This window comes from Fuerstiella marisgermanici (assembly GCF_001983935.1).
GTDB classification, from domain to species: domain Bacteria; phylum Planctomycetota; class Planctomycetia; order Planctomycetales; family Planctomycetaceae; genus Fuerstiella; species Fuerstiella marisgermanici.
Genome location: NZ_CP017641.1, coordinates 2,594,726 through 2,613,271 on the forward strand (window position 1 = coordinate 2,594,726; position 18,546 = coordinate 2,613,271).

The 18,546-nt window shown below is 56.4% G+C and carries 11 protein-coding genes and 1 tRNA gene; 4 read left to right on the forward strand and 8 right to left on the reverse strand.

From position 1 onward, the window contains the following. Positions 1-874: 874 nt before the first annotated feature. Positions 875-2,188: a 3-deoxy-D-manno-octulosonic acid transferase gene (locus Fuma_RS09835; protein ID WP_077023985.1), complete on the reverse strand. Its 1,314-nt coding sequence runs from the start codon at positions 2,186-2,188 to the stop codon at positions 875-877. Positions 2,189-2,339: 151 nt separating this feature from the next. Then, positions 2,340-5,891, reverse strand: a complete 3,552-nt coding sequence (gene secA / locus Fuma_RS09840) for a preprotein translocase subunit SecA (protein WP_077023986.1) — start codon at positions 5,889-5,891, stop codon at positions 2,340-2,342. Positions 5,892-6,567: 676 nt separating this feature from the next. On the opposite strand from secA, the gene Fuma_RS09845 reads away from it, so the two are divergent. Continuing rightward, complete coding sequence (locus Fuma_RS09845; RefSeq protein ID WP_077023987.1) at positions 6,568-8,697, forward strand: DUF11 domain-containing protein; 2,130 nt, start codon at positions 6,568-6,570, stop codon at positions 8,695-8,697. Between the two features lie 178 nt (positions 8,698-8,875). Here Fuma_RS09845 and Fuma_RS09850 read toward each other — a convergent pair. Beyond that, positions 8,876-8,962: transfer RNA gene (locus Fuma_RS09850), tRNA-Ser, on the reverse strand. A gap of 415 nt (positions 8,963-9,377) precedes the next feature. Between Fuma_RS09850 and Fuma_RS09855 the strand changes: the two genes are divergently transcribed. Next, positions 9,378-10,472, forward strand: coding sequence for a hypothetical protein (locus tag Fuma_RS09855; RefSeq protein WP_077023988.1), 1,095 nt, complete (start codon positions 9,378-9,380; stop codon positions 10,470-10,472). A 231-nt stretch (positions 10,473-10,703) separates the two neighbouring features. Here the strand turns inward: Fuma_RS09855 and Fuma_RS09860 are convergent, their stop codons facing one another. Next, positions 10,704-11,645 (reverse strand): thioredoxin family protein, encoded by a 942-nt coding sequence (locus Fuma_RS09860; protein ID WP_077023989.1) that lies wholly within the window; start codon positions 11,643-11,645, stop codon positions 10,704-10,706. A 483-nt stretch (positions 11,646-12,128) separates the two neighbouring features. Beyond that, positions 12,129-12,740 (reverse strand): adenylyl-sulfate kinase, encoded by a 612-nt coding sequence (gene cysC / locus Fuma_RS09870; RefSeq protein WP_077023991.1) that lies wholly within the window; start codon positions 12,738-12,740, stop codon positions 12,129-12,131. Positions 12,741-13,304: 564 nt separating this feature from the next. Between cysC and hisI the strand changes: the two genes are divergently transcribed. Then, entirely contained in the window at positions 13,305-13,694 is a 390-nt protein-coding gene (gene hisI / locus Fuma_RS09875) for a phosphoribosyl-AMP cyclohydrolase (protein WP_077028204.1), read from the forward strand. A gap of 72 nt (positions 13,695-13,766) precedes the next feature. Beyond that, positions 13,767-14,645 (forward strand): ATP phosphoribosyltransferase, encoded by an 879-nt coding sequence (gene hisG, locus Fuma_RS09880; protein WP_077023992.1) that lies wholly within the window; start codon positions 13,767-13,769, stop codon positions 14,643-14,645. 6 nt (positions 14,646-14,651) lie between these two features. Here hisG and Fuma_RS09885 read toward each other — a convergent pair whose 3' ends face one another. From Fuma_RS09885 to Fuma_RS09900, 3 genes are all read right to left on the reverse strand, one after another. Continuing rightward, positions 14,652-15,167 carry a type 1 glutamine amidotransferase domain-containing protein gene (locus Fuma_RS09885; RefSeq protein ID WP_083731934.1) on the reverse strand — a complete coding sequence of 172 codons (516 nt, stop codon included), beginning with the start codon at positions 15,165-15,167 and terminating at the stop codon, positions 14,652-14,654. A gap of 226 nt (positions 15,168-15,393) precedes the next feature. Further along, positions 15,394-16,704, reverse strand: a complete 1,311-nt coding sequence (locus tag Fuma_RS09890; protein ID WP_229360886.1) for a hypothetical protein — start codon at positions 16,702-16,704, stop codon at positions 15,394-15,396. Positions 16,705-17,853: 1,149 nt separating this feature from the next. Then, the gene (locus Fuma_RS09900) at positions 17,854-18,540 is read right to left on the reverse strand and encodes a metal-dependent hydrolase (RefSeq protein ID WP_077023996.1); all 687 of its coding nucleotides are present in this window, start codon (positions 18,538-18,540) and stop codon (positions 17,854-17,856) included. Positions 18,541-18,546: the final 6 nt, after the last annotated feature.

Consider the following 18,546-nt stretch of genomic DNA (forward strand, 5'->3'; position numbering starts at 1 on the left):
CAAATGTTTCAATGAAAGGCGGATCTCCGTTTGACGTGCTTCCATTCCATATTACGTAACTCCCAAGTGCGCTTAGGAGAAAGCTACCTATCGCACCCCAAACCAGCGCCTGCCCGATTCTTCGACACTTAATATACTGGACTGTTTTTCTCATAGCGTTCAACGAGACCAAAGTGCTTGTAACCGTGCAATGTGATGTGGCGCTCAAGCCTGCCTTATCGGTTAAGCAGAGCTAAGGTGGCTCCTGTTTGCTCGTCGCTGCAGCTGCTTGTTCGGCCAGTGCCGCATTGATGACTGCCTGAGTGACTATGGTACAGTTTTCGATTGGTCCGTTCATCCGTGGCAGCCTACCGCGGACGAATCATGCCCACCCGCGACTCGGCCTGACATGCAAGTGCCAAACGAGACGTTGAATTGTATAGCTGCGGTTGGCCCCGGCGGGGCCGAAGCACGTAGCCGTCGGCGTGAGCCGACGGAAAGGGACACGAACGACGCGCCAGCCCCGAATGGGGCGACAGCACATTCCGCCACTCGCCTTGCTTTCGCCCCGTCGGGGCTTTCTCGCAAGCAAACTCATTTCCCGTCGGCTCACACCGACGGCTATGTGCTAGCGCCCTCCGGGCGAGAATACGAGCGTCACATCCTGCCGCGCATCAATTCGGATTCGTCCTCATCAACCATGGCATCTCACATCCGCCCCCGTTTGTCGTGCAGCGAGGTTAGAACTCGGGTGGCAAAGTTGGCTTGCGACGTAGGCCGAACCAAGGCCGACGTTCTGGCATCACGGTTCGCTTGTTACCGGCCTACCAACGCTTGTGTGCCACTGGCACACATCAATCAACGATGAACAAAACACAAGGGATCAACCTGAACGCTACGCCGCACGCGATTCGCTCGGCGCGGCCGCGACGCTGAGTTGCTGCGTCAGCAGCTCGATCGTGCGATCCAGTGCACCGGCTTGTTGCAGGACAAGCTGTTGAGCGGCCTGGCCCAGTTGAATCCGTCGTGGTTCGTCGGTCACCAACGACGCCAGCTGCGATGCCATTTCTGCGTCAGAATGAATTCGCACCGCGCCGTTGATTTCGAGCAGGCGGCTGGTGATGTCTCGAAAGTTGCTGGTGTTGGGACCGAACATCACCGCGGCTCCGAAAGCGGCCGGTTCCAGCATGTTTTGGCCGCCGCGAGGACCAAAGCTGCCGCCGACGAAAGCGATGTCCGCTAAGCCCCAGCACGCGGATAGTTCGCCGATGGTGTCCAGCAGACAAACGGCGTCTGGTGTGGCGACGTCGCTGCCGTCGACCTGGGAACGCCGGCACAACGTCAGGCCCGCGTCCTTCACTAAATCGGCCACTTCATCGAACCGTTCTCGATGCCGTGGCACAAGGATTACTCGCAAGCTGGGTGAGGTTTCTCGCAATGACATCCACGCGTCAATCGCCATCTGTTCTTCGGGGGCCTGAGTGCTGCCGGCGATGAAGACGAGTTCGTTGTTGGCGATGCCGAATAGCCTTCTGAGTTCCTGCGTGGCCGGGTTGTTGCGGTCGGTCAGGACGCCATCGAACTTGATTGAGCCCGTGACCGTCGTGACCATCGGCTTTGTCCCAAGGCGTTGCAGGCGATCAGCGTATTGCTGCGTCTGAGCTGCGACGATTGCAAACTGTTGAAACAAGGGACGGATCAAGCGCTGAATTCGTGAATAGCCCGCGAAACTTTTGTCGCTCATCCGAGCGTTAATCAGTGCCGTCTTGACGTTTGCGGCGTCGCAGGCGTTTAGGAAGTTGGGCCATAGTTCCAGCTCGAACAGGACGACCAGATCCGGGCGAATGCGTTGGATGGCTGAGGAAACGGCCCACGAGAAATCGAGCGGAAACCACGTGACAGTGCAACCTTCGAACCGCGTTGCTGCGAGTTCGAAGCCGGTGTCGGTAGACGTTGTGATCACAATCTGGTGCGAATCACCGACTCGATCGCGAAACGCATTCACCACTTTGGTTAGCTGGACCACTTCACCCACGCTGACCGCGTGAAACCAGACGACAGGTTTTTCGCCCGATGATTGTGGCAACTGTCCCAACAGCTTTTCGCGCCAGCCGCGGCTATAGCGGCCATGACGCAAACTTCGCCACAGGATGACGGGCGACAGCAGCGTCAGCAGGGCGGCGTAGGTGATGTTAAGGAACCACTTCATCTGGGAATCCGTTCCGATACGCCGCGTTCTCAAACGTTAGTTTGGAATTGCGGGAAGCTGAAATCGCGGTCGTTCCTTCTGCGATTCTGCACCGTTCGATCGCCTCATCCCGCAATGAAATGCAGGACGGGGTTTCACATCTTAGTCACGGCTATTTGCCGTGACACTTCTTGTACTTCTTGCCGCTGCCGCACGGACAGGGATCGTTGCGACCGACTTTGGGTTGGTCGTTGATGATCGGATCGATCGCCTTGTTTCCTTCACCCGGTTCGGAGCCGCTTGTCTGCGTGTTGTCGGTCGGATCATCAACCGGTGGTGCGACATCGTGTTCAGTCGCGGTGACTCGCCACAGTGACCCAACGAAGGCCGGGCTTTCCTGTTCGATTCGGAATGTCGCCTGAGTCACCTGCTCGGCCACTCGATCCCACATCGCGTTGAACGCCTTGCGACCTTCTCGCTTATATTCGGTTTTCGGGTCCTTCTGAGCATAGCCAACAAAGCCGATACCCTGCTTCAGATGGCCCATGTAATACAGGTGATCCTTCCAGGCTGTGTCGACGATTTCCAGCAGCACGGAGCGTTCTGTTTGACGCAGTTCCGGGCGGTAGGTTGCTTCGATACCCTGAAGGAAAGAGGCTCGCGCTTCGGCGGGCTTCATCTTCAGCAGCTTTTCCTGATCGACCGTCCACTTAATATCACCGTCTGCCCACGCAGCCACGGCCTTCGCCTGTTCTTCGGTGACTCGTACCGCATCAATGTCAGAATCCGGCAGCAGTTCCAGCAGTTTCGCTTCAACGGCCGACACGTCTGGTTTGGTCAGCAGGAAGTCGCGGCTGGTCGCGATCAGCAATTCTTCGATCTGCGGCGTGGACATCGACGCAAACTGTTCCGGAGAGAAATCTCGACGGAACCGAGTGTTCGCCCAGCGGCAAAGTTTTTCGCGGTTGTACTTTTCGCCATGAGCCCCATCGCCGGAAAGGAAGCTGCTGAGGCCCACTTTGACCGGGAATGTGACTTCCTTTTCGTCGTACAGATTGCGTACCTGGTCCTTCAGGAACATTTCGATTTCGGGATCTTCTTTCCCCTTCACTTCATCCACATTCACGTTTAGCGTGAAGTGATGATTGGCCCAGCCGCACAGCGACTTGTATTCGAAATCGGGGTCCATGAAGGTGTCAAGGTCCTTCACGTCCCAGCGTTGAATTGTTCCGCGAGCCAGGTTCAGCAGGTGCATCGGCACTTCGTCGCGACCAACCTTTTGCAAATCTCGGTCGTTTAAATTCAGGCCGAAGAACTGGTTGGCCCAGCGAGACATCGCGATCCAGTTCCATTCGCGTTTGATGGCGGCCACTTCTTCTTCGTCGCCATCAGCTTCCGGCAGATTGACTTCGGTCTGTTCGTAGATGATCGCTTCGTACTGGCGTTCAGCTTCATCCTTCAGGAAGTCTTCCAACTGGTCGCGATCGAAGCCTCGGAACTGATGAGCGTCGAGGTCCAGATGCAGCTTCTGACTGGCCCATTCTGCCAGGCTGTTTTCGCGATAGTTGTTGTTCAGGAAGTGCGGCACCCATTGCGAAATCTGGCTGTCCATCATTCCCAGCAGCAGCTCGCGGCAGTCGGCTCCATCCAGAATCTGCTGACGGTAAGCGTATGTTCGCTTCCGCTGCTCATCCATGATTTCGTCGTATTCCAGCAGGTTCTTACGCTGATCGAAGTGGCGTTCTTCGATCTTCTTTTGAGCCCCTTCGACTCGCCGCGTGACCATTGGGCTGACGATCGGTTCGCCGTTTTCCAGACCGGCCCACTGCATCACTCGCTTCACAAAATCGCCCGCGAACAAACGCATGAGTTTGTCATCGAGTGAGATGAAGAAGCGGCTTGAGCCCGGGTCGCCCTGACGACCCGCTCGCCCACGAAGCTGCAGGTCGATGCGGCGTGAGTCGTGACGTTCGGTCCCGATGACGTGAAGCCCGCCGAGTTCCTGGATTTCTTTGGCTTCGGCCTTCATGCCGTCGCGTTCGGCAATCTGATCCGTGAGTTCGTCCCATTCGGACTTCGGAACTTCCAGACGTGTCGGGTACTTAACCTTCAGTTCTTCCCAGGCTGCGTGTTCCGGGTTGCCGCCGAGGATAATGTCGGTACCTCGACCAGCCATGTTCGTCGCGATGGTCACAGCGCCGCGGCGGCCTGCCTGAGCCACAATTTCAGCTTCGCGTTCATGCTGCTTGGCATTCAGAACGTCGTGCTTGATGCCCTGTTTGGTCAGCTTGTTGGCGACCAGTTCGGAAGTTTCGATCGACGTTGTACCGACCAGAATAGGGCGGCCGGTTTGATGAACTTCTTTGATCTCTTCAACAACTGCGCCCCATTTTTCTTTGTCCGACCCGTAGATGTTGTCGGGAAAGTTGATGCGCTGCATCGTGCGATTGGTGGGCACGGCCATCACGTCAAGGTTATAGATTTTGTAGAACTCTTCCGCTTCTGTCATCGCCGTACCGGTCATGCCGGCCAGCTTGTTGTACAGCTTGAAGTAGTTCTGCAACGTGATGGTGGCCAGCGTCTGCGATTCTTCCTTGATCTTCAGATGCTCTTTAGCTTCAACAGCCTGGTGCAGCCCGTCACTCCACTGGCGGCCTTCCATTTTTCGGCCCGTGTTTTCGTCAACGATGATCACTTCGCCATGTTCGACAACGTAGTGAATGTCTTTTTTGTAAAGGTGATGAGCCTTGAGCGAGTTATCGATCAGATGCGGCCATTCCATGTTGCCCGCTGTATAGAAACTATCCACGCCGGCCAGTTCTTCAGCCTTGCGCGTGCCTTCTTCAGTGAGGTGGCAGGTGTGTTCTTTTTCCTTGACTTCGAAGTCGACTCCGGCGCGCAACTGGCGAGCGACTGTGTCGGCTTTGGGATACTTTTCGAGGTTGTCGTGAGCCGGACCGGAAATGATCAGCGGCGTTCGAGCTTCGTCGATCAGGATGTTGTCGATTTCGTCGACGATGGCGTAATCCAGAGGCCCCTGCACCTGCAGGTCCCGCGTCGGCTTCATGTTGTCGCGCAGGTAGTCGAAACCAAACTGGTTACTGGTCCCGTAAGTGATGTCTCGCGAATAGTGCTGCTGGCGTTCCTGAGGCCCCATTTCTGACTGAATGGCTCCAATCGTCAGGCCCAGCTTCATGTGGATCGGCCCCATCCATTCCATGTCGCGGCGAGCCAGGTAATCGTTCACCGTAACGACATGCACGTGCCCCGCGATCGCGTTCAGGTAGGTGGGCAACGTGGCGACCAGCGTTTTGCCTTCCCCGGTCACCATTTCGGCGATCATGCCGTTGTGCAGAATCCAGCCGCCGACCATTTGCACGTCGTAGTGCCTCATCTGCAGAAAGCGACGCCCCGATTCGCGGACGGCGGCGAAAGCTTCCGGCATGAGGTCATCCAACGTCTCGCCCGCGCGCAGCCGCTCGCGAAACATGGCGGTCGTCTGCATCAATTCGTCATCGGACTTCGCCTGCCACGCGGGCTCAAAGCTGTTGATACGGTCAATCAGCGAACCTGGCGTAATTGTGGTGTTGCCGTGTTTGTCGCGGACGAAGCCGATCTTCTTAATACGGTTTTCGTTGGACGAACCGAAAATCGACGTGATTCCACGTTCGATCTTTCCTGTCGCTGCCGTAAAGAAATCGCCAACTCGTTCAATGACTTCCATAATCCGCTTCTGTCCTGAATGGTGCGAACGCTATCCGATCCGCGCACTTATCTCTGTAATCTCTATACACGCGTTCCGACGCCTGTTGAGCAAACTCGTCCAGCCTGCCCATTTGGCGGTCTCGTCAGACTTAGGACAACGCGCCCATTCGCCGTAACTTCAACGCTGCCAAGTGTATTGGATCAAACGGAACAGGGTCAATGTCGACACACGGCGTCTCAAAAGTCGTTTAGGCAATTCGCGTACCGCAGCGAAACATTCTGATCGTTCCCGAATTTGTCCTTCGCGTGGCGACTGACGTCGGGTTTCACGACCCACACAGCTTCTGTGACCGCTGTTTGGTGCGACACGCCTGGCTAATGCCGGGATTCCGCCTGCAATCATCGGTTGGCCCAGCAAAATGGTCGGCGGCGTGCTGCATTGACGAGAAGTGCCGGTTTCGGAGCCGCTTCTTTGCGGAGACGAAAACTCAAACGCTGCGGATCACCCGCCGTTTTTCGGGCTCTGAAGCATTGCTGTGTGGCCGGAAAGCGGGCCTATTTTACCTAATCGGAATAATCGGAAATTTTTCCTCAACCGGAACAACCCTCACGACCGATACAGACGATGAGAGGCTGGTTTGTCGTTATTCGGGCCTTCACCGATTTGAGGCCCATAGTCTGCTGGAGAACTGGTAATGCTTTTTCGCCGCATTGCTCTAACACTGTTTGCTGCCGCCGCTGTTGCTCCATTTGTCTGGGGCGACGGTAACAAGAACCCATTTTCACAATGGGAAGAATTGAAGGAGCACACAGAACCGGTCGAAACCGACGTTGAGGCGGTGCAGACAAAAAAGGCGGCTCCAGCAGCAACGACTGCCAAAGCCGCTCCAGTTGCTAAGGCCATCGATACAGACGCAGCCGCGTTCTTTTCGGCCAATTCGCCGGCTGAATCAACAGTAAAGCCAGCTGCTGCACAGACACCGCCTGCCGTCAAACGAGAACGACTTCGAGTGGCCGTTGCCGCAACCGGCGAAACCACGCAGGCTGCCGCCAACGACCCATTCGCCGCTTCGGGCGTACCTGTTGCCAAAACGCCTACTAACCCATTCGCAGCCTCAGCCGCGACAGAGCAGGTCGCGAAGTCGCCAAAGACGGTCTCTGTTGCTGCTTTCGCGGACAGCGAACACGTCGGCGGCGTTCAGCAAACAGGAGCGGACTTCTTTGAGGAACTTTCCGGAGAAGGATCTTCGACTCCGTTCGCAGAAGCTGCTGAATTCGCGGCCGCTGCCAAGCCAAAACCCAACGGTGTTCCAGTCGTTGCCGTTTCTGCGACTAAAGCGGACCCCGTATTTGAACAACCGACACAGGCGCCCGTTGTTGAGCAGACCGCTTTCGACGGAACGGCATTCACGCCGTCTGCCGACACCGCTGCTCCTGCCGTCACACTGCCTTCATCGTTGCAGGGGCCTCAAACCCCCAGCGTGACTCTGCGATGGGTTCACCATGACGAATACAGCGTTGGGCAGGAATGCCGCTGCGATCTTGTTGTCGAAAACTCAGGCCGCTCTGTCGTTCGCAACGTCATGGCAGAAGCCGTCCTGCCGCAAGGCCTTCAGGTCATCGACGCTCAACCAGCCCCCACAGCGGCTGGCACCAGTGCTCGCTGGGCCTTTGCTGAACTGCAGCCCGGACAAACGGAGAAAATTTCACTTGTTGTCGTACCGCGTCAGGAAGGCGACGTGCAGATGAATGCATTCGTTCAATTGACCGGAGCCACGTCTTCCAACGTTGCTGTCACAAAGCCGATGCTGGCTATCAAAGTCGAAGGTAGCAGCACGGTCGAAGTCGGGCAGCAGGCGGGATACACCGTTCACATAACAAACCCCGGCACCGGTAAAGCCAAGAACGTCGTCATTCAGGCCGCCGTGCCCCAGGGACTGGAACACCGACAGGGCAGTCTTCTGACTATCGAAATTGGAACACTCAATCCCGGTGAGGTCCGTCAGGCACGCCTGAACCTCACAGCCATCAAGGGTGGCGAACAGAAGATGGCGGTCCGAGTTATCGCGGACGGAGATCTTTCTGATCAAACAATTCAACGTGTGACTGTGGCCGAACCTCGACTGAACATCGGCTTGCGAGGTCCTGATTCTCGCAAGACTGGTCAGCTTAGCGACTACGAACTGGTCGTCGTCAACGAAGGCAACGTTGATTCCAGTAACGTACGAGCCAAGTACAAAGTGCCTGCCGGTTTCGAATTCGTTCAGGCTGATGCAGGTGGCAAGTTCAACACCGACGATCGCACCATTGAGTGGTTTGTGGGCACGCTTGAGCCGAATCGTAGTCGTCAGTTCAAAGTGACTCTGCGACCAACAAAGTCGGGTGAAAGCCTGCATCAGGTTGGTGTGCTGTCGGAACACGGCAAGATGACAGTGGCCGAACATTCGACCGCCGTCGCCGGAAAGGCCGAACTCACGCTGACAGTCGCAACGACTCAGAAGCAGGTGTCACCAGGCGGCGAAGCTGTGTTCAACATCCATGTGGAAAACAACGGTTCGAGTGCTGCGGAAGGCGTGGGCCTGTCGTGCGAACTTCCACCGGCCCTTGAAATCCTGGAGATCACCGGACCTTCGGAATTCATTGCGGACAACGGAGCGGTCATCTTCCGTTCAATGCCGTCGCTGGACGCCGGGAAGAGTGCCACGTTCGCCATCCGCGTCCGGTGCTCACGTGCCGGTAACCATCGCGTCCGAGCTCGAGTCGCCAGCCAGTCCATCGGCGAAGCACTCATCGGGGAAGAAACCACGACCGGCCTCAACAAATAGGCTGCCACAATCGGTTGGCGTCGGAAGCCGCACCTGGCAGAAGTCAGGCGGCCATCCCCGGTTTCTCGCAACCGTGGCCGACGCCAAAACTTCTGACTACTCACCGCCGAATGCATTCGGCCGCCATGCCACAAAAAAAGGACTCACGCCAGTTTGGCATGAGTCCTTTTTGCATTAACGGAGAGGGTGGGATTTGAACCCACGGTAGGTTTGACCCTACGCCGGTTTTCAAGACCGGTGCATTCGGCCACTCTGCCACCTCTCCTGATCTGCTTGTTTCGACGGGCCAAGTGTCGTTCAGGTTCGCCTGACACAGCACTCCGTCCGTCGAGCGGGCATGCTAGAGACGGATTCGCGATGTGTCAACAACGGTGGGCCGCATTCGTGCCATCGCAGGCCGCTTTTTGAATCCGGCAACTCAGATTTTGCCACTGCGCCCGCAAGTTCGACTCTTTCGCTTCGATTTCCTCAGTTTGCCGAAATGACAGAATCGACACGGGCGACATATCGGCAGATTCCGCAAGACGTTCCTGCGAACGGGCCGATACTCCGCTAGGACATGTCGTTATTCTGGGCCAGGAAGACTTTGCGCCGGGAATGCGAGAACTTCGATGCAACGGACGGTATCGATGCCCAATAATCTCACAGGAGAAAACCGGCCATTGACGGCGGAATCAACCATGAGACTGCGTTTGCTTGCTGTGCCATACTGCCTGCGTCCAATCCAGCTTACCGCTCTGGCCGCGCTGATCGTTTTGTTCAGCCACGCGCCGACCAGTGCGCAACTGACGGTCGAAACGGTCCCGCCCGCGACCTACGAATCGGAAGATGTTCCGTTCGGTGAGTATGCTCCTCCTTCTGAAGGCGAGCCGCACTATTCATCGATGGCGGATTCGGGGTATTGGTTCCTCAGTACCAACAACTGCCCTCAGTCATTTGATCACACGTGTCCGCAGTTTTGCCCGATTGTGCTGCGACGCGAACAGTGCGACGACTTCCGGCGGTCCAGCCTGGCGGAACTTTCTGGCGGGCTTGAGCCCGGTGTTCCCGTGTGCATCGTCATCCATGGCAGCTTTGTGGACACTCCCAGCGCCTGCCACGAGTCTGGTTTCGTCTGGAATTGGCTGCGGTCGGCGAGCTGCGGGAACCGCATGCAGATGGTCTACTTTAGCTGGCCCAGCTTTAAGCCGCTGTCGATTTTCGCAGCCAATGATGTCAACATCCTCGGTCGCCAGGCCGCTCGAAACGGTTACTACCTTGCAGAACTGATTCAGCACATCCCGCCCGAATGTCCTATCTGCATTCTGGGTCACAGCCATGGAACTCGCGTGGCGTCAGCCGGCCTGCACCTGATGGCGGGTGGACGAATTCAGGGGATTTGCCATCCGTTTGCACGAGCGAACGGGCGACAGATTCGCACTGTCTTCGCCGCCGCAGCGGTTGACCACAACTGGCTGAATCCCGGCAAACGATACGACCGAGCTCTGTACAGCACAGAATGCATTTTGAACCTGACCAACTGCAAAGACCCGGCTCTGGCCGTTTATCCGTTGCGAATGCCACTGTTCGTCAAGCGTCCCATTGGTTCAACGGGCCTCACCGGCTGGGACCGCCGACAACTCGGCCGCATGGGGACGAAGATTCGAGACTACGACGTCAGTCGAGCCGTCGGAGCATCTCACCTGTGGCCTTACTACTTCCGCAATAACGACCTCGCCATGGCGATGAGAAACTACGTCTACTTCCCAGACCGCATCACCGCCGCCACAAACTAAAATGGCGTGCGGGGCGGGGCGGCCCGCCAGCCGGTTGGAGCTGACGCTCCGAATTGAAGTTGGCGTTCCCGTTGGTCACTGACGCGGGAAAGTCCCCCGGCCTGCCGGAGGTTACTACCACGGTCCGCGCGCCCTTAGCGACCACCGGGAGCATCGCCGGCGATTCAGCCTTCATCCGGCTCAACCCCCTCACCACGCCAACCGCCCACCGGTGCATACCGGCCGCATGGCTTAGTTGACAGTGTTGGCGTTTAGGAACGGGTAGGCCTTGCTGTCGGCGCTGCGAGCGTCGGCCATCGCGCTGAGGTACCATGTTGGGTTGTTTTCGAAGCGATCACGGTTCTTCACGCTTGCGAAAAAGTACACCTGCCCTTTGTAGAAGGCACCGTACTCAATGGCACCGGTCGTGGTCCGGTTTTCCAGATGCAGCTCAACCAGGTCCAGGCCATGCAGCAGAGGAATGTACCTGGTGGGATTGGCGGTAAACTGATCCACTTCCTGCTGCGACTGCAGAAAATACTGGACGCCTTCATGAGTGGCCACGAACTTGTCGCTGCCTTTGATCCAGCGGCGCTGTGCCACCAAAGCGACGGGAGAAAAGCCGCCAGCACCGACCATCTTTCCATCGTGCCGGACAATCAGACACGACCGAACTTCGGCAGCATCTTTTTCGCCTGCGGCCGATTCCGCGCCAGACTTGGCAAGAGCTGTTGCCGCTGAACTGGCAAATTGCTGCAGACGCAATTTGTATTTGCTTAACGAAACCGCTCCCACAAACAGTTCGCTGCGTTTGCCGTCCGGTTGAACGATCAGTTCCGTTGGCAGAGTCGAGATGCCGTATTCGGTGATCAGATCTTTGTAGCGATCCGCATCAATACGCACTCCGATCAGCGTTCGGCCCAGCTGCTCGGTCACAGCCGGCTTGTGCATCACTTCGGCTTCCATCACGCGGCAGGCGCCGCACCATGTGGCGTCGAAGTGCAGCAGCAATGGCAACTTGTGCTTGGTGGCCAATGCTTTGGCGTCTTCGTAAGACGTCAACCATTCTTGCGAAACCTGCACATCTGCGGCATCAGCCGCTACGCCTGGTTCAACGTTCTTTGAGATCTGTTCAGAACCAGACCCCGCGAGAAAATACACTGTCAGCAATGTTGTCAGTGAAGCGACACTCATCGCGCATCCTTTCTGCAGCCCATGCGTTGGATTCCGAACGCACATCCCTGCGTCTGGAATTCATTGGAATTCACTTTCTCGAACAATCCTTGCTCAAGCGATTTCTACTTAGAACGCCTAACAAAACCTGGATTAGCCGCGACGTTTGTGGTTTCGTTTCAGGCAAGAAGAGAGGTGGAGGCGACAAGTGTCGTCGACGACGAACGACGCCGCCTGAAACGAAACCGCAAGCGTCCCGGAAGGTTGCGACGACAGCAGCCGATCTGCGGCGTCAGCGCTCCTCGACGACATTTGTCGACTCGTCACTTTTCCTTGCATCTCGACTCCTGTCGTCACAACGCGGCGATCCAAGTTTTGTTAGGCGTTCTTTTGCTGAAGCGGGCAGCAAAGGAATCAGGATTCCTCCGACACTCGCCTCAGCACGATTACTGACCAACTGTCACAGAACAGGACAAAGAACGTTGGGTCAGTTAGTTTTCTTCGTTAGACGCTGAGGCGACCTGTCGCTTCCAGGTGAGCGATCACTTCATTGGCCAGCTCTTCGATGCCCTTGCTGTCGGAATCCAGTTCCAGTTCGCCCTTTTCAGGCGCTTCGTAAGGTGCGTCGATACCGGTAAAACCTTTGATTTCGCCAGCGCGAGCTTTCTTATACAGGCCTTTTGGGTCGCGTTCTTCGCAGGTTTCCAGTGACGCGTTCACGTAGACTTCGTGAAACTCACCGTCGTCCAGAATTTCACGCACCTGATCGCGGTCTTCGCGGTAAGGAGAGATGAACGCGGTCAACACAATCGTGCCGCCCTGGCAGAACAACTTGGCCACTTCACCAATGCGGCGAATGTTTTCTGTGCGGTCTTCCGGAGAAAAACCGAGGTTCTTGTTCAAACCCATTCGGACGTTATCGCCGTCCAGTACGAATGTGTGAATGCCTCGGTCGTGCAGAAGGCGGTCAACGGCGTTGGCGATTGTGCTTTTCCCACAGCCACTCAAGCCCGTAAACCACAGCACAGCTCCTTTGTGCCCATTCAGTTTCTGACGTTCTTCCGACGTCACGTTGTGTTCGTGCCAGGTAACGTTGGTTGCCTTCTGCTCTGCCATCAATCAGGAACTCTCAAAGTGTTTGCGTAAACCGAACTGTGTTTACCTGTCCGGATAAAGGTCCGCTCGCCAGTGATATTCTGAGTCGATCGGCATTGGCGATCGCATTGCGAGACGGAAATAAGTTGCCAGATCAATTCTGGACGGGCGGAATGATAGGGAACTGAATTGCGTTGACAATCCCACCTCAACCACCAGGGGGGACTTCCTGTCGGACTTCTCGCGATTGAAAGCTGGGCCGGTAGGGAAGGTCCCATGTGTTCAAAATGCTGGTGTTATGTCAATTTTTGATAAAAGTTATTGCGTTTTCAAACCTTCAATGTCATGCCCGGTGACCTTCGGATTTTCGGAGCAATTCGGCCGGAATCCGGATCAATGCGTCACAGAAACGGCGCATTCATGGCGAAGTCGGGCGGAACGGTTCGCCCGATTATGAAATTCTCATGCGTCTGTTCCGTGTGCAGTGGAGTAGGCCACATTCGACTGATAACCTCCCGTTTCAATAACGCTAACCTTCTAAGCGCATTCACCGCGTTTCGATTTGCGCACGCTGAAAGACTCATCATGGGCAGCCCGTCCGGTCCCGACTTTTCGAAAACTGAACTCATACCCGCCATCGCTCAGGACGCCGCAACCGGCGACGTGCTGATGATGGCATGGATGAATGAAGAAGCTTATCACGAAACGCTGAAGACAAATCGAGCCGTCTATTTCAGCCGCAGCCGACAGAAGTTGTGGCGAAAGGGCGAAGAAAGCGGCAACGTTCAGGAACTGAAAGCCATCTACTTCGACTGTGATGCGGACACACTGCTGCTGAAAGTTAATCAGATCGGCGGCGCAGCGTGCCACGAAGGTTATCGCAGCTGCTTCTTCCGGAAGATCGATCCGGCGACTGGTCAGTTTTCCATCGAAGGCGAACGCGTATTTGATCCGGCTGAGGTTTACAAGAAGTAAACAAAGCGTCGTACCGCAGTTCACCTTTCCCGCAGTCCATTCCTCTTCCGTCAGAAGACAAGTCACATCAACATGTCAGAACGCATTTTGAAACTCGGCATCCCCGCCGGCAGCCTCAAAGATTCAACCGCCGAACTGTTTGACCGAGCCGGCTACAAAATTAAGTTTTCGTCACGATCGTATTTTCCGACCGTCAACGATGACGAAATCGAATGCATGCTGATTCGAGCTCAGGAGATGGCTCGCTACGTCGCCAACGGAATCCTGGATGCCGGGATCACAGGCCACGACTGGGTGCTGGAAACGAATGCCGACGTGCACGAAGTTTGCGAACTGGTCTTTTCGAAAGTCAGTCGACGCCCCGTCCGCTGGGTATTGTGCGTGCCTGAAGACAGCGACATCAAAACTGTCAAAGACCTGGAAGGCAAGCGGATTGCAACGGAAGCCGTGGGTCTGACAACCAATTACCTGAAGCAACACGGCGTCAATGCGGAAGTCGAATTTTCATGGGGCGCGACGGAAGTCAAACCGCCGAAGCTGGCCGATGCAATCGTCGAAGTCACCGAAACGGGAAGCTCACTGCGAGCCAACAATCTCCGCATTCTGGACGAAGTGATTCAAAGCACGACTCGCTTTATCGCCAACCCCAAAAGCTACGCCGACGAATGGACGAAGAACAAGATCGACAACATTGCTCTGATGCTGCAGTCCTGCCTGGCGGCCGAAGGTAAAGTCGGCCTCATGATGAACGTGCACCGCGAACAGTTGGACGCCGTCGTCGACATCCTTCCCGCGTTGCAGACACCAACAGTGTCGCACCTGTCAGATCCCGACTGGATCGCGGTGAACACAATTGTGGAAGAAAAGCTGGTCCGCACCGCCGTACCGCAGCTAAAGGCGGCCGGCGCGAAAGGTATTGTTGAATATCCGATCAGCAAAATTATCGATTAGCAAAGCCTAACGGTAGAACGCCAGAATCGCTTTACAAAAGTCCGGCAGGTCATCCGGCCGACGGCTGCTGATAAAGTGTCGATCGACAATGACCGGCGCGTCTTCAAACATGCCGCCGGCGTTGACCAGATCGTCTTTAATGCCTGGCGACCCCGTGACCTTGACTCCCTTATAGACGTCAGCGGAGATCGGAATCCAGCCGCCGTGGCAGATGGCGGCGACCAACTTTCCGGCGTTGGCGAATTCCCGAGTAATCCGCAGCACTTCCGGATCACGACGCAGCTTGTCCGGCATCCACCCGCCGCCGCAGATCAGGCCATTGTACTTTGACGTGTCGATCCCCTGAATGGCGATGTCCGATACGCACGGATAGCCGTTCTTCCCAATGTACTTCGCGCCTGCCTCCGGCCCGGCCATCACAAACGTCGCGCCTTCTTCAATCAGTCGCAGTTTGGGGTACCATAGTTCGAGGTCTTCGTAGTCGGTGCCCACGAAGGCGAGAAATGATTTTCCGGTGAGCATAGGTGTTATTCCGAACGTTTGACGGGTGAAAGGAGCCCGCGATTATTCAATAGTGATCGAGAAACGAAAAAAGGGGCAGCTCACGTCTTGTGAACTGCCCCTTCGGCAATGAAACACATCTTGGTGGATGGTTTACCTCAGCTTAAAGCTGCGGCCGTTTTGCGTTGGTGGCAACAAGAGATGAGTTGCAGGCATGTTAGCCGCAGCCATCTCCGTTGCAACCAGTCTAGTTGCATCCGCCCGGAGCTGTGCAGGTTGGAGCACAGCAAGGATCGCAGGCGACAGCCACGCGACGGCAGACTACTCGAGGAACGCACTTGGTGACGGTGACAGGCACACAGCGAGGAACACACTTCGTCTTTGTGACCATCTTCGTTTCCACAACCTGTTCGCAGGTCGTGTAAGGAACTCGCTTGGTGCAGGTCTGCTGAACCATGCGGCAAGTTGTGTAAGGAATTCGCTTTGTGACGCAGTGAGTTTCCATGCGGCACTTGGTGTAAGGAATTCGCTTCGTAACGCACTCATTCGTCCACGTACACGTTGTGTAAGGAACTTTCTTGGTGCAGGTCTCTCGGTGCATCGTGCAGGTTGTGTAAGGAATCCGTCGAGTACAAGTCTGCTGAACCATGGTGCAGGTGGTGTACGGAACCTTCTTGGTGCACGTTACAGGAACGCGGTGACACACGGTGTAAGGAACTTTGCGAGTGCAAACTTCGGGAACCATTCGAGTGCAGGTGATTGTCTTGTTGGCAGTGCATGGGACCCAACGCTTGCAGCAGATCGTGCGGCAAGGACCTGGGCAGCAAACAATCTTTGAACAGCATGGGTTGCACGGATCAGGAACGCACTTCTTAACCATTGGGCCTGGCACCGTCTTGGTGTAGGTTTCCCAACGGCCACTCTGAACTGGAACCGTGCGAGTTTCAGTCACAGGCTTCATCACAGTGTAGCTGCAATCGCGGTAGCAGGTCTGTGTTTCCGTCTTGTACGTTGTGTAGCACTGTTCACGGTAGCAGGTCTTGTAAACCGGCTTGCAAACGGTGTAACACTGTTCGCGATAGCAGGTCTTGTAGACAGGCTTGCAAACGTTGTAGCACACGTCGCGGTAGCAGGTCTTGTAAACCGGCTTACGGACGTTACAGGTAACTGTGCGGTAGCAGGTTTCCACAACCGGCTTGCACACATTGATCGTTTTTGTGCGGTAACAGGTTTCGTAGACCGGCTTGCAAACCGTGTAGGTCTCATCACGGTAGCACGTCTTGTACACGTTTCGAACACAGGAAACCGGAACGGTTTCGGTGCAGCGGTCAACAACGACTCGCATTCGTTGACATTGCTTTTGTTCCCACACAACTTCGCGGACCGTCTTGTACTGGACGCCGCTTCCACATTTTGCACCTGCGAAATCTCCGCAGGCATCGCAAGCGCCGGTTGGACACGATGCGTATCCACCGAGGCCTAACAAACCAGCATTCGTAGCTCCGCCGTTCATCAGCATGATTACTGCTGCAGCGGCTCCCACCATGAGCCTTTTCATTGCCATCTACCTTCTGAAACCGGGTTAAGTTGGGTGCGAGCGAAACGTCGTTGTCTGCTCGCAGAATGATTCACACAGTCTTCTTCGACTTCACAAACCACCCAACTTCACCTGCCGATCTGTTCTACGCCGATTGCGAAACCAGAACCCATTCGGTGAACCACATAACCAAATTAGCCGTTCCGAAGGTTTTCATCGGCGTTCCAGGCACGACCCGCACATCCGGACCACACGATGCGGGAATGAGAAGCAGTGGTTGGAATGGCTGAAGCCGGAAAGGTACCCGAGGCTTCCCAACGTTCACTAACCGGTAAGGTTTAACAGGTCGGGGCAGTCCGCCATTTGGCCAAAGCTGCGGCTGCGACGGCAGGGCGACACGGGTTGAGGACACGCGCCTGATGTGAGCCCCCGGCACTTCAGTTTCCACACCGGCCACCACACCACTACGCCCATCGCTGGTGTCCTCATTGCAGCACAGTGTAAGTTGCCCGCCTCGTGGGAATGACCCTGGCATGTGTTGCGGACCAACAATGCATTGCGTCCAAAGCCGTGACCCTGGGAACGTACCGTCTATCAGGACACCACTGCTCACAGCTCAGCAAGCCACATCATTCCCCAAGCAACCGATCCACCCAACGCCGGCGCTTCCGCTCCCACCAAGTTCACCAAGGCGCCACGCCAATCGCCCGTCGGTGCACACCGACCTGAACGCCATTTCGGGGCCGCGCACAACACCGCTTGCAGCTCAGTAAGCCACGCCCCCCAAAACAACCGCCCCACCCAACGCCGGCGCTTCCGCTCCCACCCCGCTCACCAAGGCACCATGCCAACCGCCCGTCGGTGCACACCGACCTGAGCGCCGTTTCGGGCCGCGCACAACACCGCTTGCAGCTCAGTAAGCCACGCCCCCCAAAACAACCGCCCCACCCAACGCCGGCGCTTCCGCTCCCACCCCGCTCACCAAGGCACCATGCCAACCGCCCGTCGGTGCGTACCGACCTGAGCGCCATTTCGGGGTCGCCCACAACATCGATCGCAGCTCAGCAAGCCACGCCCCCCAAAAAACAACCGCCCCACCCAACGCCGGCGCTTCCGCTCCCACGCAGCTCACCAAGGCACCACGCCAACCGCCCGTCGGTGCGTACCGACCTACGAAAGGTCAAAGTGTTCGCCGACCTGGAGGACGACGGGGGTGGCGGAGGTCTGTAGATTGATATTGGTTTCCCATGCGGCCGTGTCCTGATTGATCAGTGGCCACGTGTTGTAGTGCTGCGGAATCACGATTCTGGGCGACAGGAAGTTGGTAGCTTTCACGCTGTCGTCTGGCCCCATGGTGAAGTTGTCGCCGATTGGCAGTACGGCGACTTCCAGGTCTTCGTCGCCGATCAACTGCATGTCTGAAAACAGAGCTGTGTCGCCGGCGAAGTAGATGTTGCCGTCGGCGGTCTTCAGAATGATGCCGGCGGGGTTTCCGCCGTAGCTGTTGTCTGGCAAAGCCGATCCGTGGTGAGCGATCGTGAGCTTCACGGTGCCGAAGTCAAACGCATGACTGCCGCCGATGTGCATCGCGTGGACGTTCTCCAGCCCCTGTCCCTGCAACCATGTGACGATCTCAAAATTTGCCACCACCAACGCGCCCGTGCGTTTGGCGATGTCGACGGTGTCACCGATATGATCGCCGTGCCCGTGAGTAATCAAGATTGCATCGGCGGCAACGGAATCTGCCGAGACAGTGGCCGCCGGGTTGCCGGTAAAAAACGGGTCCAGCAGAATCGTCTTGCCTGCCGTTTCGACTTGAAAGGCGGAATGGCCCAGCCATGTAATTTTAGTTGTCATATCTCC